The organism is Jonesia quinghaiensis DSM 15701, from assembly GCF_000423205.1.
GTDB classification, from domain to species: Bacteria; Actinomycetota; Actinomycetes; order Actinomycetales; family Cellulomonadaceae; genus Jonesia; species Jonesia quinghaiensis.
The window spans coordinates 1-22,649 of the sequence record NZ_AUHN01000004.1; the positions used below are offsets into that span (position 1 = coordinate 1).

19 protein-coding genes, 1 CRISPR repeat array and 1 riboswitch are annotated in these 22,649 nt (G+C 58.0%); of the genes, 2 read left to right on the forward strand and 17 right to left on the reverse strand.

Annotation, left to right across the window (positions count from 1 at the left end; all coding sequences use genetic code 11):
• Positions 1-3: 3 nt before the first annotated feature.
• Positions 4-1,679: a CRISPR direct-repeat array (repeat unit 29 nt; unit sequence GGGCTCATCCCCGCGAGTGCGGGGAGCAT).
• Between the two features lie 98 nt (positions 1,680-1,777).
• From cas2e to G538_RS17840, 12 genes are all read right to left on the reverse strand, one after another.
• A complete protein-coding gene (cas2e, locus tag G538_RS0100030) occupies positions 1,778-2,131 on the reverse strand; it encodes a type I-E CRISPR-associated endoribonuclease Cas2e (RefSeq protein ID WP_029067693.1) in 354 nt (117 codons plus the stop codon).
• Between the two features lie 2 nt (positions 2,132-2,133).
• Positions 2,134-3,066, reverse strand: coding sequence for a type I-E CRISPR-associated endonuclease Cas1e (gene cas1e, locus G538_RS0100035; protein WP_029067694.1), 933 nt, complete (start codon positions 3,064-3,066; stop codon positions 2,134-2,136).
• A gap of 22 nt (positions 3,067-3,088) precedes the next feature.
• Positions 3,089-3,778 carry a type I-E CRISPR-associated protein Cas6/Cse3/CasE gene (gene cas6e, locus G538_RS0100040; protein ID WP_029067695.1) on the reverse strand — a complete coding sequence of 230 codons (690 nt, stop codon included), beginning with the start codon at positions 3,776-3,778 and terminating at the stop codon, positions 3,089-3,091.
• The gene (gene cas5e, locus G538_RS0100045; protein ID WP_029067696.1) at positions 3,778-4,497 is read right to left on the reverse strand and encodes a type I-E CRISPR-associated protein Cas5/CasD; all 720 of its coding nucleotides are present in this window, start codon (positions 4,495-4,497) and stop codon (positions 3,778-3,780) included. Before cas5e ends, cas6e begins: the two co-directional genes overlap by 1 nt.
• Before the next feature lie 3 nt (positions 4,498-4,500).
• Positions 4,501-5,637, reverse strand: a complete 1,137-nt coding sequence (cas7e, locus tag G538_RS0100050; RefSeq protein ID WP_029067697.1) for a type I-E CRISPR-associated protein Cas7/Cse4/CasC — start codon at positions 5,635-5,637, stop codon at positions 4,501-4,503.
• Positions 5,634-6,293 carry a type I-E CRISPR-associated protein Cse2/CasB gene (gene casB, locus G538_RS14235; RefSeq protein WP_051196399.1) on the reverse strand — a complete coding sequence of 220 codons (660 nt, stop codon included), beginning with the start codon at positions 6,291-6,293 and terminating at the stop codon, positions 5,634-5,636. Before casB ends, cas7e begins: the two co-directional genes overlap by 4 nt.
• The gene (casA, locus tag G538_RS14240; protein WP_084617903.1) at positions 6,293-7,966 is read right to left on the reverse strand and encodes a type I-E CRISPR-associated protein Cse1/CasA; all 1,674 of its coding nucleotides are present in this window, start codon (positions 7,964-7,966) and stop codon (positions 6,293-6,295) included. Before casA ends, casB begins: the two co-directional genes overlap by 1 nt.
• On the reverse strand, positions 7,963-10,815 hold the full coding sequence (cas3, locus tag G538_RS0100065; protein ID WP_169514066.1) for a CRISPR-associated helicase Cas3': 2,853 nt from the start codon (positions 10,813-10,815) through the stop codon (positions 7,963-7,965). Before cas3 ends, casA begins: the two co-directional genes overlap by 4 nt.
• A gap of 395 nt (positions 10,816-11,210) precedes the next feature.
• Entirely contained in the window at positions 11,211-11,795 is a 585-nt protein-coding gene (locus tag G538_RS0100075) for a hypothetical protein (RefSeq protein ID WP_029067700.1), read from the reverse strand.
• 85 nt (positions 11,796-11,880) lie between these two features.
• The gene (locus G538_RS0100080) at positions 11,881-12,894 is read right to left on the reverse strand and encodes a CNNM domain-containing protein (protein WP_029067701.1); all 1,014 of its coding nucleotides are present in this window, start codon (positions 12,892-12,894) and stop codon (positions 11,881-11,883) included.
• The gene (locus G538_RS0100085) at positions 12,891-14,264 is read right to left on the reverse strand and encodes a hemolysin family protein (protein WP_029067702.1); all 1,374 of its coding nucleotides are present in this window, start codon (positions 14,262-14,264) and stop codon (positions 12,891-12,893) included. Before G538_RS0100085 ends, G538_RS0100080 begins: the two co-directional genes overlap by 4 nt.
• Positions 14,264-14,410 carry a hypothetical protein gene (locus G538_RS17840; protein WP_157544233.1) on the reverse strand — a complete coding sequence of 49 codons (147 nt, stop codon included), beginning with the start codon at positions 14,408-14,410 and terminating at the stop codon, positions 14,264-14,266. The genes G538_RS0100085 and G538_RS17840 overlap by 1 nt, the downstream gene beginning before the upstream one ends.
• 143 nt (positions 14,411-14,553) lie before the next feature.
• Here G538_RS17840 and G538_RS0100095 point away from each other — a divergent pair, with 143 nt between their 5' ends.
• Positions 14,554-15,006 (forward strand): MepB family protein, encoded by a 453-nt coding sequence (locus G538_RS0100095; RefSeq protein ID WP_029067703.1) that lies wholly within the window; start codon positions 14,554-14,556, stop codon positions 15,004-15,006.
• Here G538_RS0100095 and G538_RS14245 read toward each other — a convergent pair.
• Genes G538_RS14245 through G538_RS0100110 form a run of 3 tightly spaced genes read right to left on the reverse strand, consistent with a single transcriptional unit; the run spans position 14,987 to position 18,808 of the window.
• On the reverse strand, positions 14,987-15,979 hold the full coding sequence (locus G538_RS14245) for an ABC transporter ATP-binding protein (RefSeq protein ID WP_051196401.1): 993 nt from the start codon (positions 15,977-15,979) through the stop codon (positions 14,987-14,989). The two genes, G538_RS0100095 and G538_RS14245, sit on opposite strands and share 20 nt — an antisense overlap.
• A complete protein-coding gene (locus G538_RS0100105) occupies positions 15,979-17,661 on the reverse strand; it encodes an ABC transporter permease (protein ID WP_245566774.1) in 1,683 nt (560 codons plus the stop codon). The genes G538_RS14245 and G538_RS0100105 overlap by 1 nt, the downstream gene beginning before the upstream one ends.
• Before the next feature lie 49 nt (positions 17,662-17,710).
• A complete protein-coding gene (locus G538_RS0100110) occupies positions 17,711-18,808 on the reverse strand; it encodes a thiamine ABC transporter substrate-binding protein (RefSeq protein ID WP_051196402.1) in 1,098 nt (365 codons plus the stop codon).
• Positions 18,809-18,862: 54 nt separating this feature from the next.
• Positions 18,863-18,966: riboswitch (TPP riboswitch) on the reverse strand.
• Between the two features lie 185 nt (positions 18,967-19,151).
• Here G538_RS0100110 and G538_RS18100 point away from each other — a divergent pair.
• Complete coding sequence (locus G538_RS18100; RefSeq protein ID WP_169514067.1) at positions 19,152-19,412, forward strand: DUF4235 domain-containing protein; 261 nt, start codon at positions 19,152-19,154, stop codon at positions 19,410-19,412.
• On the opposite strand, the gene G538_RS0100120 is transcribed toward G538_RS18100, so the two are convergent.
• Both G538_RS0100120 and G538_RS0100125 read right to left on the reverse strand, forming a co-directional pair.
• On the reverse strand, positions 19,409-20,377 hold the full coding sequence (locus G538_RS0100120; protein ID WP_084617905.1) for a nuclease-related domain-containing protein: 969 nt from the start codon (positions 20,375-20,377) through the stop codon (positions 19,409-19,411). The two genes, G538_RS18100 and G538_RS0100120, sit on opposite strands and share 4 nt — an antisense overlap.
• Positions 20,378-20,484: 107 nt before the next feature.
• Positions 20,485-22,641, reverse strand: a complete 2,157-nt coding sequence (locus G538_RS0100125) for a beta-galactosidase (RefSeq protein WP_029067707.1) — start codon at positions 22,639-22,641, stop codon at positions 20,485-20,487.
• Between the last annotated feature and the right edge of the window lie 8 nt (positions 22,642-22,649).

Sequence of the window (22,649 nt, forward strand, 5' to 3'; positions counted from 1 at the left end):
TGAGGGCTCATCCCCGCGAGTGCGGGGAGCATTATTGGGGTGCGTTTGCGGGCAGGTGCCGCGAAGGCTCATCCCCGCGAGTGCGGGGAGCATGCGAAGGCGCGGTTGGATCGCCTTGAGGACCGGGGCTCATCCCCGCGAGTGCGGGGAGCATAAAGCATCCGTGAGCTTAAACCCACCCGACAGGGGCTCATCCCCGCGAGTGCGGGGAGCATACTGGGAAACCGCCTTCAACGACGCAACCGTCGGGCTCATCCCCGCGAGTGCGGGGAGCATTATGACGACTATGCCCAGGTCAACTCTGTCCAGGGCTCATCCCCGCGAGTGCGGGGAGCATGGGCCGAATCACTTGTGCCCACAGCGTCGAGTAGGCTCATCCCCGCGAGTGCGGGGAGCATGACGCAGGGCAATGGGAATGGGTTACCCTCATTGGCTCATCCCCGCGAGTGCGGGGAGCATGGTGGGCGGCGTTTCGTTGTTTGCCGTTCGGGGGGCTCATCCCCGCGAGTGCGGGGAGCATTTGAAGTTTGCCAGGAGTAGGCAAAAACAAGCAGGCTCATCCCCGCGAGTGCGGGGAGCATCGCCGCGCCTGCCTCAGAGAGTCCCATATACCAGGCTCATCCCCGCGAGTGCGGGGAGCATCCTCTGATCCAGCTGATCACCGAGTTAAACCGGGGCTCATCCCCGCGAGTGCGGGGAGCATGACAACCTGTTTAGCATGCGACGTCCAGTGGTGGGCTCATCCCCGCGAGTGCGGGGAGCATCTGTCGCCCCTGTGATTCAAGCGCTCATAGGCGGGCTCATCCCCGCGAGTGCGGGGAGCATATGTGGGTTTCTTTTCATCTGATTTTCCATGGGGGCTCATCCCCGCGAGTGCGGGGAGCATCCATCTGGTATGTCTGCGACCGTGAAAGAACCGGGCTCATCCCCGCGAGTGCGGGGAGCATCTGGGGGCTATGGCGACCACTGGAGTAGTGCTGGGCTCATCCCCGCGAGTGCGGGGAGCATTGTACTCCTAACCTCGGCACCATGTATACGGCGGGCTCATCCCCGCGAGTGCGGGGAGCATACATAGTCGCCAACGCCCCAGAAACCCGGCGTGGGCTCATCCCCGCGAGTGCGGGGAGCATGCATACCGGTTGCAGGTCGTTAAAGATCGTTTGGGCTCATCCCCGCGAGTGCGGGGAGCATCATTATAAGAAAAACGGAAATCTATAATACCGGGGCTCATCCCCGCGAGTGCGGGGAGCATCCGCCCCAGCACCAGGCTTAGAGAGCGCCGGAGGGCTCATCCCCGCGAGTGCGGGGAGCATGCGCTTTGCCGCACGTCAACGGTGTGTAACCAGGGCTCATCCCCGCGAGTGCGGGGAGCATTCTTTCGAGACTTGGGTTTCTCGAAGGAGAGAGGGCTCATCCCCGCGAGTGCGGGGAGCATCGTGTGGTTGTTGTCTTGCTGACAAGGGCAACGGGCTCATCCCCGCGAGTGCGGGGAGCATCCCAGGTCATTGCCGACCGCAAGGTGGTTTCGGGGCTCATCCCCGCGAGTGCGGGGAGCATCTGTTTCCATGTGGTCAATGAAGTCACTCATGGGGCTCATCCCCGCGAGTGCGGGGAGCATATTGCTGTCCAATGGACGCTGGTTGTTACTGTGGGCTCATCCCCGCGAGTGCGGGGAGCATACTTGACGACCAGCAGAAATACTGGCCGTCAAGTCGTTCTTCCTTCGATTGTAGCGGGACAATAGTCGCCCGACCTCACAAAGTATCGCGCCATCGTGCTAGGTGGGTTTCTGTCCGTACCGCCGGCGTTGAGTCGTTGCGCTCCACCCCGATGCCTGTGATGGTGAGGAACTTTCGTCTTTGCGTGGGCGGAGCATCAACGTGACACCCTCAAAGTCTGTTGGTTGCCAGTCATGGTTGTGTGTCAGAAAATCGAGGCCTTGCTCGGTTCGGGCTTGCCACACCATGAGGGCGCGGCCCGTACCGATGTGCTCTTTGACTCGGGCCCACAATAGCTCGCGGACCCGTGCGGAAACTTTTCCTACAAAAACGCCAGCTGACACTTCGAGGAGCCACCGTGTGAGTTGCCCTCTCAGTGATTGTGGAACTGCAGTCAGTACGATGACCGTCATGGTTAGTCCCATCCATAATTGACGCCTGCTGCACGGTTGCCTATGGGGTCCCACAGCGCAACCACATCGGCAAGTGTTTCAGCTTCTTCTAGTTCCTCACCAACAAGGAGGTTCTGGAGGTCTTTGACGCAAGTTTCAAGTACCTTTTGCCCTGCGAAAAGGTCCCGCATTTCGCGCCGGACTGCTGTCGAAATATCAGGATTTCCGCTGGCAACAACACTAAAAGCCGCTGGTACGCTCAGGTCGGTTTTATATAGGTCCGCTATGTCATAGACGAAGGAACGTGAGTTCCCTGTGTGCACAAATCCGAGGCCCGGTGCGCAACCGAGTGCGACGATCACTGAGTGGACGATTCCGTATAGCGCTGAGTGCGCTGCAGTGAGCGCCTGGTTTATAGGTGAACCGGATTCAAAATCTCCGGGCGTGTAGTCCCGTTTTTTCCATGTCACTCCGTGTTGTTCTGCTTCTTCACGGTACCTACGTCGGACGCGGGCGCCCTCGCGACCGCGTAGTTGTTGCATGGTTAAACCTGCTGTGTCCTCACCGGGGAATCGCATGTCATACATGGCGCGGGCCACTGCCAGGCGTTTCCGTTCATGGCTAGCTTTTTCTGCTTGGGCAATGAGTAGCCGTGAGCTGCGGGCTATGGGTTCCCCGCCCGCATAGAATCTGACACCGTTTTCTCCAACCCAGACGATGCTTGCCCCCGATTCTCCAAGGAGGCTCATGGCTTGGTGGGTGGCGCGGGTTCCTGGGCCTAGGAGCAGGCAGCTGACGAACGCGGCGGGTATATGAACGGTGCCGCGTTCGTCAGTTGCGGTGATGGCGCTTGAATCTCTGCTGATGGTGCAGTGCTGTAGATAGATGAATGACAACCTGTCTTGGGCACGGACCAGTTCTTGTGAGGTTGGCGGCCGTCCCCCAGGCAGTGTCATTGTTCTTTCCTTTCTGAGCTGGTTAGTTTTTGAGTGGTGCGATGGTGATGAGCCCGCAACCGTATGCTTTTGCGGAACCGATACCGTTTGTCAGCGTTTGCTTGAATGTATCGGGGTCGGTGATTTCGAGTGCACCATCGAATTGCACTGCTTTGAGGGTGACAGTTTTTCGTTGTCGAGCGAACCGCCAGTCCGTGACCTTGGTGATGAGGGCGCTAGCTTCAAGTGGGTTTGTTTCACCTGGTTGGGTCGCTGACGTGAGTGGGTGCAACGTAAACCCGTGGGCCTCTGCTTTGTGTTCTAGCCACGCAAGTTGGTGGGTTGGTGTCACATGTGCGACTCTCTTTCCGCGTTTCCCGTTGCCAGAGGCAATCGTGTGTGTCGGGTTAGCCATGAGCCGGAAAGCCCATTGTTGGCCGGTTTTTAGTGTGTTGAGGCGTTGGTTGTACTCCCGTGTTTGCCAGGTTTCAGCGGTTGGCCACCCAGCAGTTTCCACCATTCCGGTGAGGTCAGGCGGTGTTGGGCTGACGATTAGCAGGTCGTGGCGGGTAGGTGAGGTATCCACTCGCCACAGGATTCTCTGGTCACCAGCAACATCGTGAGCGGCAGGCGGAAATGATGCCATTACCGTGGCGTGCATGATTTGTGGGTTTCCAAGTAAGCGCCGGGTTTCGCGCCGTGAAGGGTTTAATGACATTCGAGAAATGAACATTAGAGGAGGCCCTCCAATGGCTCGTGGGAAGGAGGCACTGTTGCCTTGTTTCCTCGGGATGGGACGTAGTGCGGGTTGTGGGCAAGAACCTCATGCCGCTGCACGGCACGCAACTGGTATTGCCGGTGCGCTGGGTCGAAACTCACCGGGTGGTCTCGCACGTAGCCCGCTGATTCTTGATCTTGGGCATCGTAAATGACGTCGAGTTTTTTGTGCTCAGTTTTGAGTTTTCTCAGGTAGGTTTTTGTCGCTTCCCACGGCGCTTCTGTGAGCGCTTCGAGCAATGGGAGATTCACTACCCCAATGAGCACAGGCCTATCTGGTGGGCAGGAACGTCGCCCAAGAAAAAGCGCGAATTGAGGGCTGCGCAGGGCTTCCGCGATTTCTTCGAGTTGCTCGGCGCTATCGCTTTCAATGCCTGCGACATATACGGCATCAGCCATGTAGTAGCGGTATGACAATGGCATCGAGCGTTTCCCATCCGCGGAACGCGCGGTTTGGAAGTCCCTTTCTAGGCGTCCTGGCTGGTCGATACGCACTCCCACACGCAGTTGTGCGAGGTCTTCGATGTTGTCGGTGCGGCGGCGGCCTTGTGCTGCTGCGAGGAGGCCAATGATCCCAGACTTACTGGGATGTTGGTCGGTCTGGCGGTGCACGTAGCGTGATGAGGTTCCCCACGCCTGTAGTGGCCCCGATAAGCGGATAAGCAGTGTGGGCATCGGTCAGCCTTGAATGGCGAGTCGGTGTGATAGCTCTTGATCGAGGGTGGAAAGCAAGTCTGGGAGTGAGTGCTTTGCTCCTAGTGAGCTGAGAGTCTCCCCCACTGTTCCAACACCTTGCGTCAGTGTTACTTCTGGTGTGGTTCCGTACGCCTCTGAAAGCGACGATGCATACTCAACCAGTGTGCGTGCCGCGTGGGTTGACAACGCTTCACCGGGTAGGGGGGTCAGTGGTTCTTCGAAGGCACCAACGTAGGATGCGGGTTGGTCAGTGCGTAGAGTGATGACAAGGCCATCTGGCAGCGTACGGTTAGCGAAAGTGTTTTGCTTTCCTGTAGGCATTGACTTCACAAATGAGTCAACGAACTGCAACACCGCTGCTTTGGCTGCTTCAGGTTCCCCCAAGCTCTGCGTCAGGCTCGTGACATTCACCGTTGCGTAGCGGTAAAAGGTTGTGGACGCGAACTCCACTGTTCCGATCATGCCAGCGCCTTTATCTGCGTCGCTTTGCTCGGCTTTCGCGTCATCGACAGCAGTGAAGAAGTCAAACTCCGTATCGAGACGTGACACACCTAATGCATGCGCCACTTGGGCAGACGCATCGAGGTTCATGTCAGGAACATCAGCAACCATGCGACCAAAAAGTGCGATGTCTACTGAGTGCTTGCCTTTTGTCAGAGCAAGAAGTGACTTTTTATCCAATGCCAATGAGCCGTCATCTTGGATGGATGCCACGACATTCTCGGCGATTGCCCTGAGTTGGTGAGCGGACATGAAAACGAGATAACCAGTCACCTCGAAGTCCTGCTCCTCACCACCTTTGGGTTTAGCTGTTTTCAAGCCAAGAGCCGCGAGCGCCTTTTTCGCGTAGTCACCAGCTTTCTCGTTCAGTTCAGGGTTGATGTCTGTGATGTAGCCTGCGATTTTCTCCACCAAGTGAGTTGTGCGGTAGCTACGATCTGCCGGGTCAATAGTGGCGTTGAAGTGAGTTCTGATGGCTCGTTTCCACGCTTGACTGGAGACACGGGCCCGGCGAACACCGCCGTACATGGCAGATTTTGGGGAACCCGTGTCATCACGATTGATGTTGCTGGGTGGCAAAGTGTGTAGTGCGTGGATTTCAACGTAGAGAGCAGTCATCGTTTTTCTCCTTCAAGGGTTTCCGTAGCGGTTTCTGGGGTTGCGGTTTGCGTATCGGCGCGTGTTCGGTGGAAGTCTCTGCTCCACCGCAGAAGCACTTGGCCCCTGCGCTCGGGGTCTTGGAAATTCACAAGGTCTCGTGCGAGTTGGGCATAGTCCAAAGGAATGCTCTGACGGCGTAGCAGTGTCACGATTCCCCTGAGGTGGAAGGCGGCCTCATCAATGTCTTGCGAGGTTGCGAGTGCGGTGAACCTCTTGTTCAGTCCGCCGCTTTCGCGCCCCGTTGCATGGAGTCGTTGGATCGCGCGCCCCAGTGGGGTATTTGGGTCGTTCATGTTGTTGGCTTGTGATTGCTGGTGCGTTGCATACAGGCACAGCACAATGTGCGCAGCTGATTCATGGGGCGTCGGGGCTTCTGGGGCGCTGCGTTGGAGGCGTCGCACCCACGGATTTTGATCGTATTCTGCTAGCCCTGACATGGTGATGTCCCAGATTTCCGGGGTTTCGCCTGGTCGTTTCCCGGCCGCTCTCCGCAGTGCAGCGAGGGTGCCTCTACTCGTTGATGAGTGGGCACTACTTCGGTACAGTTCGTTTACTTTCTTGCCCACAAATTCGTGGAAGGACGTTTTCTTAGTGTCAGAGTCGGGGGTTGTCATTATTGACCTCCAGAGCTGGCCGGTGGTGTTACATGAGTGAGGATTTTCCGTGCGCCAGCGATAAGCCGTCGTTGAGCAATGGCACCGGAGATCCATTGAGAGGAATCGGACGGGTCTTCACGCCCAACCACGACCCACGGTGGCATTTGCGCGAGAACATCATCTGCAAGGCTGTACACAACGTTGAGTACTTGTTCTTCAAGCTGCATTGCGCTGTCGATGAGCGCTGTTGGATCGGATAGTGAACTAAGCCAGGTGCGGAAAACAGTGTCACAGCGGGAGTAGTAGTCACCTTTGGCACGGGCTTGGGCGGTCTCTGCGGAGTTGTCCCCAATTACATGGACTAAGTCGCGGGCGAAGATTCCGATCCGAAAAGCTATGCCTTCGATCCGGTCTAGTTCTTCAACCACCAGTTGGCGTAATTCTTTGTTGTCAGCTGGTAGTAGTGCAGTTGCTAATTCGAGGTGATCATCAACCACTGTGCTGATTGATGATTGCTGGGCGCCAAAAATAACTCCGACCGTTGAGAAGGAAAGCGCCGATACCCCAATGTGGCCGTCATAAGCGAGCGCCCCGAGGTGCTCCAATACCCCAGGCCGAACAGCCCGCGGACTGTCTTTGCGAGCTTCAGGGGCTTGTGCGAGTAATGCGCTCAAGCCTCGCCATGCTGATTTGTCAGGATCATACTCGGCAGGCATGAAGACTGTTGTTTTGAATTTTTTACTTTGCGGGTCGGAGTATCTCCATTGCGAGTGAGGTTCCATGGCGTGCATATTTTGGGGCAGGATCTTATCCCCGTTGGAGACCAGCACGTGGGTGATCCCTGAATCATCCGCAATAAGCCTGACCCGCCGAGTTTGCCAGGTGTACAGGTCCAGTGGGCCAGTGGCAAAGTTTGAGTGATAGTCGGCCGGATCCGGAAAGCGTGGAGCTGCACTATAGCTCTCCGGCTCTCGTTGACGGCGCTCCCAATACGGCACATCCCCATCTGCCGTGAAGTCCACACCTGCAAAGTGGGGGCCAATGTTTTCGGGAATCACGAGGTTATAGAGCAGGGTGGTTTTGAGATTGTCCCCGCGGGCCTGAATACCACCCAGTTGGCCTGCCCAGCCTGGGCCAATCGGATACCCTTTCCCACCCTTTTGGCGTGGGTCCCCCACTGCACCGCTTTTAATGCCGCTGACGTCATACGCGTGGAGTGCAGTGAGCCACAGTGCCGCATCAGCGAAACTAATCCTGTCTAGCCCCGAACCTGACCGCACTGTGAAGTACTGTTCCCCCGAGGGAACATCGAGAACAAGCCGCTCCAGCCCACTGAACTCACCTTTTGTGGTGTGAAGGTCTGGGACCTGCATATACGGCGTGTGCGTGTGGAGTAAGTCGAAATGGCCGGAGAATGCGTCAAGGTGGTCCTCAACTGCCTCAACAACTTCTGCCCAACTGTCACGAATCTGCACCCAATGGTCAGTATCTATCGGTCCTTTCACGCTGCGATGGAGGATCGCCAACAGGAGCCGAGTCACTGCGAACCGTTGTAGTGGGCTTTCCACCGCAAGTCCTCGTATCTGCGGGGCCTGACGAAACGCCTCGATAAGTCCTACGTTTCCTATGGTGTTGTCGGCGCGAAGAACCGGTATCCATTCTTCATGTCTCAGGTCATATTGCCTTGTCATATGCGACTCACCTGGAGTCCTTTCTCTTGTGAATACGTCAGGCGTTGCTGCTCAAGGGCGGCGGAATACTGGGAATCGAGAAGAACAAAAAGTCGCCCTTTCAGCAGGGCACTGTGTTGCCAGGCTGCTGGGAAAAAGCTCTCTAACTGACCGGGAAACTTGTCCAAGGACGCCCCCGCCGTCACATAACCGGGTATGCGCACCACGCTTCTGCGCATCCACCAGATTTGCTCTTCACCTGGAATGAGGTCGATATTCAGGTCCGGTTGAATGCCCGCTGGTGGATTCAGCAATCTCAAGTCATCGTGATCATTGATGATGAGGATCGCTTCGATGCTCTCCAACCCGTCACGCACTTTCGCTTGAACCTCCTCCTCCGAGCCCTGGAGATGAACGGAGGTAAAGCCCCACAATGGGTCACGAGTCACAGGAGTTTGCACAACATAATCAGTACGCCCCTTCCCTTCTTGCACAGCAATGAAGGTTCGTTGAGCATCAGTGAGGGATTTCTCCCACCCTGCCGGGGCAGCCAGAGGCGCATCGTATGTGTGATGAATCCATGAGGGAACATCTTCAGGAACCGAAATTACTGCGCTGTGAAGCGATCGCTCTTGGATGATGGCTGCAGTGTTGAGGAGCAAATACTTGTTGTAAACGAGATCTGAGCCGTTGGAAAACTCCGGCGCTTTCGCTTCGTGGAACAACAGCGACGTCACCACACATTCAGGGGTAGTGAAACCGGAGGGGCGTGGACGCTCTGGGTGGCGGTGCAGGCGGCCTATACGCTGGAACAAGAGGTCAGACGGTGCAATGTCGGTGATGAGAAGATCAACGTCGATATCCAAGGACTGCTCTGCAACTTGTGTCGCTACCAGGATTTTTGTCTCTCCCGCATCTGCAATGTGTCGGCCAAAGTCAGCTAGTACACGCGCATCGTTATCTGCACGATGCGCACCAATAAATCGTGAATGCGACAGAAATACCGGCAACCCGCGCTGCTGCAGCACGTCATACAAACTCACGGCCGATTTCACGGTGTTACGGAGGATCAGGACCCTTCCGCCTTCGGACAACCGCTCACCCAGATAATCCGCGATCTCCTCATCGCTGAACGGTGACACGGTGAGTCGCACATTTTTTGTGGGTTCTTTTCCGACAATGTGGTGGGCCCCGCAATCGGCGCTACGCGTGGACGATAGACGCGGGTACACCGGAACTTCGAGTGAAACTGGGGTGTCATTCGTCGATCGTGACCGGCGCCCGATGGTACGCAGAGTCCCTTTCACAGGTGTTTTTCGACCATCCTCATATGCAGTAAGGAGCTTGTCTCGCAGTGAGGTGGGGAGCGTTGCGGACATGCAAATCACCGGAACACCTAATGCTGCACACCATTCAATCGCGCGCAGAAGGTACTTCATCATGTAGGTGTCTGCGGCGTGGACCTCATCGATGATGAGGACTTTGCGCGACAATCCAAGGATCCGCAAAACGTTGTGACGCACGGTCAACGCAGCCATGAGGATCTGATCAATAGTGCAGACGGTAAACCCGGCGAGTAATCGCAGTTTTGCACGCTCAGTCCACGGGTTTACGTAGACCGGGTCATGTGTGTACTCAGTATCGAACATCCCAGTGGTGTCAGGAGGAAGCGGCAAAGCCTGGAATTCTTTATTCAAGTCAGCCGCGCCGTGTATGAGCTGGAAATCGAAAACTGGCTGGTCCCCCACGTTGTCCGAATGGGCAGACATCGTTGAAAGCCACCGTAATACCCGGCGGGACATTGCATCAGTGGTCGCTTGCGTTGGTAAGGCAAGGTTGATGCCTGCTAGTCCGAAACGTGCAGCGAGTTCCTCCGCTGCGAGGAGAGCCGCTTCAGTTTTTCCACTCCCAGTGGGAGCTTCAAGAATGTAGAGTTCCGGTACTTGCGCTTGTCGCACTTCAGTAAGTAGCGCCTCCTGGTAGGCGTTTGGTGTGGCATGTGCTGGTAGCTCAAAACGTCGCGCTAGGAATTGGCCGGTATTAGATGGGGGGTGCGGCGGTGCCCACGGTGCTGGAAGCGTTAAGTCCTTGAGCGCCGCATGTAATCGCTCTCCACCATGGCTGTTCTCAGGAACGTTCTGACCATCGGGCCATAGTTTGAAGCGCCGAGAGTCTGATGCAAGCCAGTCAGAGGCGATCACTAGCCCAGTGATGAAAGCTTGGGCTTCTCCTGAGAGCCGGAATGAGTTGTACGTCAAAAACGCGCCAACTTCGGTCCGGTGGGCAACAGTGTCGAGGATTTTGTACTGCGCCAATTTCCATTCAGCGTCGCCAAGTAGTTCAGACTCACCCACGGTTGGGGCATCAAGGAAATCTATTTTTTGTGGGAACCCGCCATGATGGGCCCCAACAACTATTGCTAGGGTGCGCGCATCGAGCACTTCCCATTCATGCCGCTCTTGCAACCACGCGACCAAAATATGGAATGAGGCATGATTGTGGGGTAAAGATCTGGCTTCGTCGGGTGTCAGATCTAGATGTGATACTCCAGCGTGATACATATCAGTGAAGACGCTGAGCCGCGCGCCGAACTTTTCGTTTGATTTCTTTTTCAACGGCATGCATTGGAAAGCAGGAGTCGCTTTACCAATGTCATGCACGGCGGCGAGGAATACAGCTAACTTGCTGAAGTTTTGGGGAGTCGTTGAACTCCGCTGGGCGAGGTAGTCGAGTGTATGTGCATCAACCCAGCGACTGATCAAGAGTGTCGCAACGTTCTCTGTGTCATGAATATGCGCTGTTAGAGGAGCCCAACTAAGGTTGCCATTTTGGTCTGTGTCGGACTTGGCCCAGAGTTTCTGGATGTCCACATCGACCACTCTCCAACTTTGGCGAAGAAACTAAGCTTTAGCTGTGATCAATATAACTATGGGTACTTCTGTCGTCAACGACCTCAACCCGTGTCGCGCGCTGAGTTTTCTTTCTACTGCGGAGCGGGAAGACTTTTTCGCGTAGCCACCGCGTAGGCTCCTACACCACACAGAATGGCAACGAGTATCAGCCCTGCTTTTTGCAGTGGCGAGGTGGTTTCTCCCGCAGAACCGAAATACACAGTTGTTGCAAAGAGCGCGACCATCGAGAGGGTCAACCTCCACCGTGAACCGCTTTCACTGGTTCCACTTGTGGCACCCCACTCTGCGCCAACCCAACAGCTCAAGAGCACTAACAGCACAGCTATAAAAATCATCGTTGTTCACCGATCCCGTTAGTACCCTGAAACCTCAACAAAACTCGAGGCTTGCTGTGTAATGAGCCAGCCGTATTGTGTGTCATTCGAGCGTTGCAAGTGGATTTTGTATTGCGAAATAGGGTCTTCAGTGTGGCTTCCATCAAGCATTGTGTATTTCTGCGCCCCATGAAAAAGAACATAAGCGCTGTCACCAGTGACCCGCACACCGTCAAACTGTTTGATCCGCATCTCGTTATGAACATAAGCCGATTGTGAATCACCGCCAGCATGCACATCGACAACACCGTCGCTGTAAATCCGGGCTGTTTCAGCTATTTCCGTTTCACTGGTATAAACGTTGCGCAACGTTTCTTCACGTTCCAGCGATGTTGCATTGTCAATTCGCCCTGGCAGTGTTGCGTCTGTTAAAAGATCGTCAACAATTTCCTTAATGTGTGCAATATCTGCACTATCACCACTGTCAACAAAGGCGCGCTCAACGTTCGGCATTCGGTCAAGGTTTTCTTCATGGCGATAAGCAACGTAGCCAAGCGCTACTACAACAACACAAAAAACGGCGAAGACAACCCAGCCACGGGCGCGAAAAAGGGCGTGGTTCATGTTGCGAGTGAACCACGCCCTTTTCGTCCGGTCAACGATGGTGGTGCCGGATATTCAGCACCACCATCACGTCACCACATATCAATTACACAGATGCGGTGGGTAGTACATTTTTCATCACGTCTGACAGTGTGATCACGCCGATCACCGTGTCACCGTCCCGCACAACAGCGAGCTGTTCGCTGGCTCGCCGCATACTTGTTAACGCCTCGTGGAGGAGTGTTCCTGCTGGCAATACCAGTGCTGGGCGGGCAAGTGGACGCGCTGGCGACTCAGCGGCTTCCAAGAGGGTGTCACGCACGTGGAGTACACGAAGCTCTTCCCCAGGTTCTGCGTTAACCAGGATCCGAAGGTGCCCGGTGCGCTGTGAAGCGGCCTGCACGTCAGCGACAGTTGCATCAACTGTTACCGATGTTGGGCGGGTGTCACGGCGAACGAGCGCGTCAACACGCATCGTTTCCAGGTCGATAGCACCAGCAAGGGGGCTACGCACGGACTCTTCCAATGAACCCATCTCAGCGGAGTGCTCCACGAGGTGGCGCATCGTTGCTACGTCGTAACCACCAGCTGCAGCCCGGTCAACAGGTTCTACACCTGAGGCGGCAACAAGCCGGTTCGCCATGTGGTTAATCCACATGAGGAGTGGTCGGAAAATAGCGATGAATCCGCGTGCTGGGACCGCAATGGCTTTCGATGCTCGCTCGGGGTGAGCGATCGCCCATGACTTTGGCGCCATTTCTCCGACCACAAGGTGGAGGAACGTGACAAAGAACAGGGACAGCGCGAAGGACAGGACACTTGCTGTCGCTGAGGGCATCCCCCAGTCGGTGAAGATAGGGCCAAGCCACTTGTCAACGGCTGGCTTTGTGACTGCACCAAGCGCGAACGTACACACGGTGATACCCAGTTGGGCACCAGCCAACATGATGGTGAGCTCGTTCATGGAACGCAGGGCAGCACGAGCTGAGCGTGATTCCCCGGCTTCTTCTTCCAACCGGTGGCGCCGCGCCCCGAGGAGCGCGAACTCAATGATGACAAAGAACGCTGAAGCAATAATTAGTACCGCGGTGACTGCGGCAACAATCCATGGATTGTTCATCGCTCAACCTCCTCATCATTAGTGACTGTCTCTTCACGGAGAACAATTCGCACAATCGCGGGCACGTGCCGCTCGACGGCAAGGATTTGGGCGTCAATGTAACGGCTAATCGGTTGATCCAAAATGGAATCGGCTGGGTCGTCAGGGATGTCGATGGTGATGACATCTCCTTCGTCTGGCAGCGACCCATGTTCAGCGATGATGAGGCCTGCGATAGTCTCGTAGTCGCCCTCTGGCAGATCGTGGCCAATGGCTCGTTCGGCTTCGTCAATGTGAACGTCACCGCTCATCCGCCACATGCCGGTACCTTCTGGTTCGACATATTCGGTGACCTCATCGTCGTGTTCGTCAGTGATTTCACCAACGATTTCTTCGGCGAGGTCTTCCATGGTGAGGATTCCCGCAAACCCACCGTATTCGTCGACAACACAGGCCAACTGGTTTTTGTCTGCGGTCATCGCTGCCAGAGCATCGGGCAGCGACATCAAGGTGGGCACAACGGTTGGTTCACGCATAACATCAGCGATCGTTGCACCCTGCGGCGCCCGCAACACGTCAACAAGTTGAATGGTTCCCACTGGCTCGTCGTTGTCCCCGATCACCGGGTAACGAGTGTGTTCGCGAGCCATCAATATCCGCACCTCAGCGATCGTGGTGTGCGGTTCGACGGTGCCTACGCGGCCGCGCGGCACCATGGCGTGCTCAACGTCTTCCGTGGGGAAGTCAAGGATCCTGTCAATGATCATGGACAGTTCCGCTGGCAGGTCACCGGAATTGCGGGAATCGGCCACAATGTGCTCAAGGTCAGCTGCTGTGGCTGAAGAATCCACGTCATGGACGGGTTCAATACGCAACAGTTTGAGCAGCCCGTTGGCGGCGTGGTCGAACACGGTGATGAGCCACCCAAAAGCCGCCAAATAGATGACGGTGGGGCGGGCTAGTGCCCGTGCGAGGGGTTCGGGATTCGCGATGGCGAGGTTCTTCGGGTACAACTCACCGAAGATCATCTGCACAATCGTGGAGACCGCGAGCGCGAGGACCGTTCCGACGGTGATGGACACTGCGGCGGGGATTCCGGTGTCTCCGAGGAGTCCTGCGAGTGCTTGGCCGACGAGTGGTTCGGCGACGAATCCGACGAGGAGGCCGGTGATGGTGATGCCGAGTTGTGCGCCGGACAGCATGAAGGAGGTGCGGCGGGTGACGGAGAGGGCGCGTTGTGCGGTGGCGTCTCCGGCGTCTGCTTGGGCTCCGAGGCGTGAGCGGTCAACGGACATGTAGGCGAATTCTTGGGCTACGAAGAATCCGTTGGCGGCGATGATGATCGCGATGACGAGGAGCCCGAGGAGCAGGTTGAGGATGTCAGAGAGCATTAGGCACCTGCCTGCGGGGTGTTGCGTGCCTTAGCCGTTGCGCGTGGTGCGTGGGCGGCGTTGGCGGGGGTCAGCTTGGTGTGGGGCTGACTATGAGAGGGGTCTTCCGGGGCGCTATAGTCGCCGTCTTCGGAGGTGGGGTTCATGTTTCGTGGTGTCTTTCGTGTTTTCTTGGTGGTTTTTTGTTGTGTACAGCTTCTGTAACTCAGTTTGTTGTTGTTGAGTTCCCGTTTGGTGCGGGTGCTGTGTGGTCAATGTTAGCGGGTGGTTGTGTCCTTAGACTTGGTGAATGATTTTTTCTGCTTTTGAGCGTTTTCGTGGTGTGGTGTTGGCGCCGCATGGGGTGGGTGCTGTGGTTGTTCCTGAGGAGCAGCGTGGTGATTATGAGTCTGGGGTTGCTGTTTTTGGTGGTGAGCGGTGGCGGGTGCGCACTGGGCGTATTACTGCGTCGAAGCCTGGTGCTTTTGTTGCGGTGTGGCGGAGGGGTGAGGGCGGGGTGACGGAGCCTTTTCCTGATGATGATGGGGTGGATGGGTTGTTGGTTTTTGTGGAGTTCGCGGGGCGTTTTGGGGTGTTTCGGTTTACGGTCGAGCATTTGCGCGAGTTGGGGGTGGTGTCGTCGCACGGGGGTGGTGGTAAGCGTGGTTTTCGGGTGTATCCGGCGTGGTGTGAGGGTTTGAATGCTCAGGCGGGGAGGTCGCAGCGGGCTCAGGCGAAGGCGTTTAGTGAGTTGGTGGGGTAGGTGTGAGGGTGACGGTGTCGCCGAGTTGTGGGTCGAGGCCTTGGGCGATGTTGCAGGTGAGGGTTCCGAGTGTGGGGATGGTGACTCGGCCCATGGGGTGTCCGGTGCGGAACATGCGGTCGGTGAGTATCCCGGTGAGTGGTGTTTGGTTGGCAGGGCTGCTGTGAGGGGCTGAGTCGCCCGGGGTGGCAGGGCTGGTGTGGGTTGCGGTGATGGTGTGGTGGCCTGGGGCGTACCCGATGAAGGGGCTTTCGCTGATGATTGCTTCGTAGCCGAGGAATTCGGCGACGCTGCGGGTGGCGGGTGAGCGCCAGAGTTTTTCGGGGGTGTCGGTTTGGAGGACTTCGCCTGCGCGCATGATGGCTACTCGGTCTGCGACGGTGAAGGCTTCGTCGTGGTCGTGGGTGACGAATACGGCGGTGGTGTTGGTTGCGCGGAGGATGGCGCGGACGTCGACGGCGAGGCGTTCGCGCAGTTCACGGTCGAGTGCGGAGAGTGGTTCGTCGAGGAGGAGTACTGCGGGGCGTGGTGCGAGGGCGCGGGCGAGGGCGACGCGTTGGCGTTCTCCGCCTGACATGGTGTGGATGTCGCGGCGTTCGGCTCCGGCGAGTCCGACGAGTTCGAGGAGTTGGGTGACTCGGTGTCGTTTTTCGGTGCGGGGGATGTTGCGCATGGTGAGCCCGTAGGCGACGTTTGCGCCGACGTTTTTGTGGGGGAAGAGTTGGCCGTCTTGGAACATGAGGCCAAATCCGCGTTGGTGGACGGGTGTGTTGCCCATGTCTTGTCCGTCCCAGGTGATGTGCCCGGTGGTGGCGGTTTCTAGGCCTGCGATGGTGCGGAGGAGGGTGGATTTTCCGCACCCGGAGGGGCCGAGGAGGCCGAGGATTTCTCCGTCTCCTACGGTGAGGGTGACGGCGTTGACTGCGGTGGTGGTGCCGTAGTGAACGGTGATGTTGTCCATGGTCAGTGCCATTAGAACTCTCCTGCGGTGGTGGTGCGTAGTCGTTCGGCGAGCATCATGATGGCGGCGGTGACCAGGGCGAGGATGACGGAGGCTGCTAGTGCCATGCCGTAGTTTTCTGCTCCTGGTTTGGAGATGAGCCGGAAGATGACGATGGGCAGGGTTGCGGTGTCGGGGCGGGCGAGGAATGAGGTGGCCCCGAATTCGCCGAGTGATACGGCGAAGGCCATGCCTGCTGCGAGTCCCAGGGCGCGGGTGGCGTGGGGCCAGTCGATGGTGAGTGCTACTCGCCAGGGTGGTGCGCCCAGTGTTGCTGCGGCGTGGTGTTGGCGGGGGTCGATTGCTCGGAGGACGGGTAGGACGGTGCGGACGACCAGTGGGGTGGCGACGACGGCTTGTGCGAGTGGGACGAGTAGCCCTGAGGAGCGTAGGTCGAGGTTGAATCCGAGGGGCCGGTCGAGGGTGATGAGGAACCCGAATCCGACGGTTACTGCTGATACACCAAGGGGCAGCATGAACAGTGCGTCGAGCCAGGTGATGGCGTTTTTTCCGGTGGGTGATGTGGGGCGCCGGGATACGACGTAGGCCACGAGTCCGCCGATGATGAGGGCGGTGAGGGTGGCGTAGAACGCAATGACGAGGGAGTTGTAGAGCGCTTCCCAGACGGTCACGGACAGGGCGTTGCGTTCCCCGGTGGTGCCCAGGGCGGTGAAGTTGTTGAGGGTCCAGTTGCCGTTGCGGTCGCGGAACGCTGCTGTGAGGAGGTTCAGTAGTGGCCAGGCGAGTAGTCCGATGCCGGTCAGGGCTGTGATGGTGAGTGCGGCGGCGTCTTGGCGCAGGTTGAGGGGGCGTTGCGCGGTGGTGTCTGATACGAGGGTCAGGGCGCGTTCGCGCGATGTTCTGGCGCGGGCGCTGACCCACAGGGCGAGGGCTACGACGGTGAGTTGGAGGATGGAGAGGATCGCTGCGGTGCGTAGGTCGAGGAACTGGACGGTTTGCATCCAGATTTCGGTTTCGATGGTTCCGTAGCCTTGCCCGCCGAGGACCATGACGGTGCCAAATGCGGTGGCGCAGAACAGGAACACGACTGCTGCGGCGGAGGTGATGGCGGGCATCAGTTGTGGCAGGGTGACGGTCCATAGTGCGCGGGTGCGTGATGCTCCCAGGGATCTGGCTGCTTCTGCGGTGCGGGGGTCTATTTTTTCCCACATGCCACCGACTGTGCGCACCACGACGGAGTAGTTGAAGAACACGAGTGCCGCGACGACGGCGGTGAAGGTGCCGTCAATGTTGAGGAACCCTAATGGTCCGTTAGGGGCTAGTAGGGCCCGGAAGGCGACACCGACGACAACGGTGGGTAGTACGAAGGGGATGGTCACCAAGGCGCGGGCGATGGTGCGCCCGGGGAAGGTGCACCGGTACAAAATGTAGGCGCCGGGGATTCCTAATGCCACGGCCACGAGTGTCCCGACAACCCCTTGGGCCAGGGTGATGCCAAGGAGTCGCCAGGTGCGTGGGGTGGTGAGGACGTCCGCGAATCCGCTGAGGTCCAGGGCACCGTCGGTGAGGAAACCGCGCGCGATGAGCGCGGTGACTGGCCACCCAAAGAACACTCCTAAGAAGATCAGGGGGATGGCTGCTGCGCCTCCCCACACCACGAGGCGGCGCACCGCACGGGTGCGCGCCTGACCCACGATGTGCGGGGCAGCACGTGGGGCGGTGTGGGGGGCAACAACAGGTGTGTTAGCCAATGATCTGCGCGTTCCAGTCTTTGATCCAGGCGTCACGGTTGGTGGCGATCAGTGCTGGGTCTAGTGAAATGGGGTTTGGTGGGACTGGCGCGAACTGGGACCACGCATCGGGCAGGGTTGCGCTGTCCGTGACGGGGTACATGTACATGGCGTCGGGGATGGTGTTTTGGAAGTCGTCGCCAAGCAGGAAATCAATGAAAGCTTGACCGCCTTCGGGGTTGTTCGCACCGGCAAGGACACCGGCGTACTCCACCTGCCGGAAGCAGGTGTCAAGCATCGCGGTGGTGGTGGTTTCTGTGCCGTCATCGGTGACCGTGAAAGCTGGCGACGATGCGTACGACAGCGCGATGGGTCGGTCGCCGTCACCTGCACCGGTGAAGTCTACGTAGTAGGCGTCTTCCCAGCCGTCCACAATTTTCAGGCCGTTGTCGTTGAGGTCATTCCAGTAGTCCAGGTAGCCCTCTTCACCGTACTGGCCGATGGTGGCGAACATGAAGGACAACCCCGGTGATGAGGTCGCGGGGTTCGTCACCACGGTGAGGTCTTTGTAAACCGGGTCAGTCAGGTCATCGAGGCTGGTTGGTTCGTCAATGTTGTTGTCCTTGAACCAGGTGGGGTCAAGGTTGAGGCACACATCCCCGTAGTCCACGGCGGTGAGGGTGTCATCGCCGGGGATTGCCAGGTCAGCGCCGGTGGGTGACTGGGCTGGTGAGGTGTAAGGCGCGAACACCCCTTCGGTGATTCCCCGTGACGCGAAGGTGTTGTCCACCCCGTAGGCGACGTCGCCCAGCGGGGACTCTTTGGTGAGGACAAGTTTGTTCACTAACGCCCCGCCGTCACCATTGGTGACCACGTTGAGGTCATACCCGGTGGACTGGGTGAATGCTGCTTTTTGTTCGTCACTGATCTGGAACGAATCATGAACCACAACGGTGACGGTGGAGTTTGTCCCCTCCGTGTCGCCGCCTGCCGCAGGTGACTGTGTTCCACTGGGTGTGGAATCGGAACTTGGCACACAGGCCGTTAGCGTTCCAGCTAACACCAGCAGGGTTGTTGTTGCAGTGATACTGCGCAATCGTGATGTGGTCACGGTGTGTCCTCCCAAGGAATACTAAGGAGGGGTTCCATGACGCTGCTGCGCGTCATGGCGAGAAGCCCGACTCCCTACGCCGGTATCAACCGGATCAGGTTCGAGGGTCTGCCACATGTGGCACTCTCAGCGCGTGATGCGCTCCCCTGTCGTACCCCACCATGATAGCCGCGTCTCACCCACCCTCCCCCAGCGTTCGGTGCCTTGTGGCTCACACTGGCCGGTGGGCATCGGGTGGCAGGAGAGGTATTTACCGGTGTGTGTGACGGGTTTCGGGCGCAGGAGGTGGCGCAGTATGTCAGGATGGGGACGTACACCAACACCCAATGAACAGGAGCAACACGTGGCTAAGGACCAGTCAACCACGGAAAAGATCGTCATGATCGGCCTGTCACTTGCCGCCGGTTGGGCAGCTCAGAAAGCAGTCGAAAAAATCTGGGACAAAACCACTGGTGGTCTTTCGCACAACATTGACGACGACGATGCCCGCATCGCGTCTGTGGTGACCTTCGCCGCCGTATCAGCGGTAGCAGCATCCGTCACCCAGATCGTCGCAAAACGATCCTCACGTCGTGTGGTCACAAAGTTTCGCCCCAAGAACTAACCGCGTAGGACGTCACCCAGCCACTGGGTGACGTCACCGGCTACACCCGCATTCGCGGCAATAAACCACACCACAATCACCGCAGCGGCAACTTTCCCGCCGCGACGCACAGCCCTACGCCACCCGCGTTGCCCCGCGCCTTGCAGTGGGTCGGGTGCAGCCCCTGGTAGGTCGCTCCCCATGACCACTCCGTCAAGGACCTCATTCGTTGGGGTGTCAGTTTGTGGGCGGTGAGAGTCTGCATATTTTTCTGCGCTACGGGGCATCGCTGACCGCACGGGGCGTTGCGGGAGAAACCGGTTGGGCTGCTCATCAGATACCCCGTGCCCCGCCTGCCCTGACGCCTGGCGTGGTTTGCCCTGTTTTCTGGCTTCTTTCAACGTCAATAACGTCAGTTCACGGTCCAAATCCAACCCCTCAATGAGGCGAAACGCCAATTGAGGGACATCTCGCTGAGGCACACAAACTTGCCCGTCAGCGATGACACGTGCAACCTGGTCAACAGAAACAACCAACACCCCATCAACCTGCGCGCACACCCCGGTGCGCCCGGTGAGCACCAGGTACGGCACCACAGGAACCTCTGGTAGGTCAGGCATGTCTGTGCGTACTGCGGCAACTAACGCCTGGATGACCTGCTGCTGGGTGCGAACAGACGCCAACGCACCCTGACGGTCATGCCCATTGTGGGTGATTGACTGCGCAGAGATAGCGACCTCACCCGACCAATTTTTGGTGTCAAGAACATGGACGCCGCTGACCCCCACCACAATATGGTCGATGTTCGCCAACGGTCGCCCCGGCCACGGGCAGTCATGCAACACCCACTGTTGGTGACCGCCCAACGCCATCAAAGCATCGGCGGTGACTTGCCCGTCACCTGCACCATCATCACTGTGAGGTCGCCGGGCCACCCAATGTGCACGTGGATGTGCGCCAGCTTCGCCCTCACCCGTCATTGACATACCTACTAGATCGGCTGCTGGGGCACAAAAATAAAGGGTGGGGAGCACTGTGCACACTCCCCACCCCGATGGCCGTGACGCTTACGCCCTGGACGGGCGCGGCGCGGTCATTGGAGGATGATCGCGCTTCCCCCTGCGGTCACGGCCACACCTGATGAGGTAACTGCCACTGGCTCTGGGAGCACAACGGTGTCATCTCGGTGAGTGGTCTCACCGCGGTTGTGTGCGGTGCGCCCAACAACCGGTGGTTGCAGGACAGTGGCCCCGTCAAGGGACACCCCGGTGAGCACCCCGTGGTTGCCCGTGACTGGCACGGTCACCTCGTGATCAGTGTGGTTGAGAACCACAATGTAACGCCGCCCATCAGCTGATTCACGGGTGACAATTTCCAGTTCAGTAGGCAAGGTGCGCTCTGGGGTGAGGTGCGCATCGGCATACACCGCATCCAACACTGCCGCGAGGTCGCTAGCGTGTAGGCGAGTCGACACATACCATGCGATACCCTGCCCAAACTCGTGGCGGGTAATTGCCGCTCCCCCAGGTGCTGGACCGTCGGTGTACGTGGCAACGTCTTTCGCCCCATCAAGCACAATGTCATCAGCCCACACATCACCGGTGAGGGTGCCGGTCACACCCAGTAGGTCGGCGTTAAGGGTGACCGCGTCACCCTCGCGCAGTGGCAAAAACTCCTCAACCTTGACGCCCAACACGTCTTCAAGGGCTTTTGCGAGCCCACCGATGCGCACCGTGTCATTCTCATTGACGATCCCCGAGAAGTACGAGGCGAGGAACCGACCGCCGCCGCGAACATACTGGGCGATGTTCGCTGAAGCAGCATCAGTCATCAAGTAAGACGCAGGCGCAAGGACCAATTTGTACCCGCTGAGGTCAGCTTCAGGGTGAACAAAATCAGTGGTGATCTTGTCTTTCCACAGTTGGTTGTAGAACGCCACAATCCGCTCACGGTGCGACACATCAACTGAGGGACGCCACTCAAGGTCTTGGGCCCAGAAAGACTCCCAATCCCACAAAATCGCCACGTCAGCTGGCGTTGCACTACCCACCATGCCGTGGCTTGTGAGGGATTCTAAGGTGCGCCCAAGCGCTAAAACGTCGCGGTAGACACGGCTTGATGTCCCAGCATGAGGGATCATCGAGGAGTGGAACTTCTCCGCACCAAAACGGGCAGCGCGCCACTGGAAGTACATGATGCCGTCCGCACCACGCCCCAGGTGAGACAGCGAGTTACGCAGCATCTCACCGGGAAGTTTCGCCACGTTGCGGTCTTGCCAGTTCACCGCCGAAGTGGAGTGCTCCATCAACAACCACGGTTTGCCGCGGGCAATGGACCGGGTTAAGTCAGCATCAAGCGCCAGCGTCACATAGTTGCGCGGGTCGCTAGCAGTCAGGTAGTGATCGTTGGACACAATGTCGCACTCCTGCGCCCACGCCCACAAGTCCATCGCCGGGCATGACGACGCCATGAAGTTGGTGGTGATCGGCGCATCAGAGTACTGGCGGATAATGTCACGCTCAGCAATGAAGCACTGCAACAACGCGTCAGAGGTGAAACGCTGGTAATCAAGGCGCATCGACGGGTTAGTTACCGTCGCAGACTGCGCCGGGGCAGGGATCTCATCCCACTCGTAATAGGTTTGACCCCAAAAACTTGTGCCCCACGCATCATTGACACCATCAAGAGTGGTGTAGCGCTCCTTCAGCCACTCACGCCACGCAGCGACCGAGTGGTCATCGTAAGAATCCGACACAGGGGCACCATACTCGTTGTGAACGTGCCACAGAGCCAACGCCGGGTGGCTGGCATACCGCTGCGCCAGGGCATGAGTAATGCGAGCGCACGCTTCACGGTAGGCAGGCGCCGAGGGTGACGGCATTCCGCGGGACGCGTTGGTCATGACGGTGCCGTCACGTGTGATGACACGGGCGTCGGGGTGGTTCTTGTAGAACCACGCTGGTGGTGCGGCAGTGGGGGTGGCTAGGTCAACGTGGATGCCTTGTTCCCACAGGATGGCGATGAGGTCGTCGAGCCAGGCAAAGTCGAACTCTCCTGGGCGTGGTTCGAGTTTCGCCCAGGACCAGATCCCGATAGAAACCAGGTTGACGCCGGCTTGTCGCATGAGGGTGGCGTCTTGTAACCACACCTCGCGTGGCCATTGTTCGGGATTGTAGTCACCGCCGTAGGTGATGGCGTTCAGGCCTTTCAGCGGTGTGGCATTGGGCTCGAACTGGGAATCGAAACGCATGGGGTAGA

Bases quoted from the DNA above. Each gene is read 5' to 3' on its own strand.
- cas2e (WP_029067693.1), bottom strand. From the start codon at position 2,131: ATGACGGTCATCGTACTGACTGCAGTTCCACAATCACTGAGAGGGCAA.
- cas1e (WP_029067694.1), bottom strand. From the start codon at position 3,066: ATGACACTGCCTGGGGGACGGCCGCCAACCTCACAAGAACTGGTCCGT.
- cas6e (WP_029067695.1), bottom strand. From the start codon at position 3,778: ATGTTCATTTCTCGAATGTCATTAAACCCTTCACGGCGCGAAACCCGG.
- cas5e (WP_029067696.1), bottom strand. From the start codon at position 4,497: ATGCCCACACTGCTTATCCGCTTATCGGGGCCACTACAGGCGTGGGGA.
- cas7e (WP_029067697.1), bottom strand. From the start codon at position 5,637: ATGACTGCTCTCTACGTTGAAATCCACGCACTACACACTTTGCCACCC.
- casB (WP_051196399.1), bottom strand. From the start codon at position 6,293: ATGACAACCCCCGACTCTGACACTAAGAAAACGTCCTTCCACGAATTT.
- casA (WP_084617903.1), bottom strand. From the start codon at position 7,966: ATGACAAGGCAATATGACCTGAGACATGAAGAATGGATACCGGTTCTT.
- G538_RS0100075 (WP_029067700.1), bottom strand. From the start codon at position 11,795: ATGAACCACGCCCTTTTTCGCGCCCGTGGCTGGGTTGTCTTCGCCGTT.
- G538_RS0100080 (WP_029067701.1), bottom strand. From the start codon at position 12,894: ATGAACAATCCATGGATTGTTGCCGCAGTCACCGCGGTACTAATTATT.
- G538_RS0100085 (WP_029067702.1), bottom strand. From the start codon at position 14,264: ATGCTCTCTGACATCCTCAACCTGCTCCTCGGGCTCCTCGTCATCGCG.
- G538_RS17840 (WP_157544233.1), bottom strand. From the start codon at position 14,410: ATGAACCCCACCTCCGAAGACGGCGACTATAGCGCCCCGGAAGACCCC.
- G538_RS0100095 (WP_029067703.1), top strand. From the start codon at position 14,554: ATGATTTTTTCTGCTTTTGAGCGTTTTCGTGGTGTGGTGTTGGCGCCG.
- G538_RS14245 (WP_051196401.1), bottom strand. From the start codon at position 15,979: ATGGCACTGACCATGGACAACATCACCGTTCACTACGGCACCACCACC.
- G538_RS0100120 (WP_084617905.1), bottom strand. From the start codon at position 20,377: ATGTCAATGACGGGTGAGGGCGAAGCTGGCGCACATCCACGTGCACAT.
- G538_RS0100125 (WP_029067707.1), bottom strand. From the start codon at position 22,641: ATGCGTTTCGATTCCCAGTTCGAGCCCAATGCCACACCGCTGAAAGGC.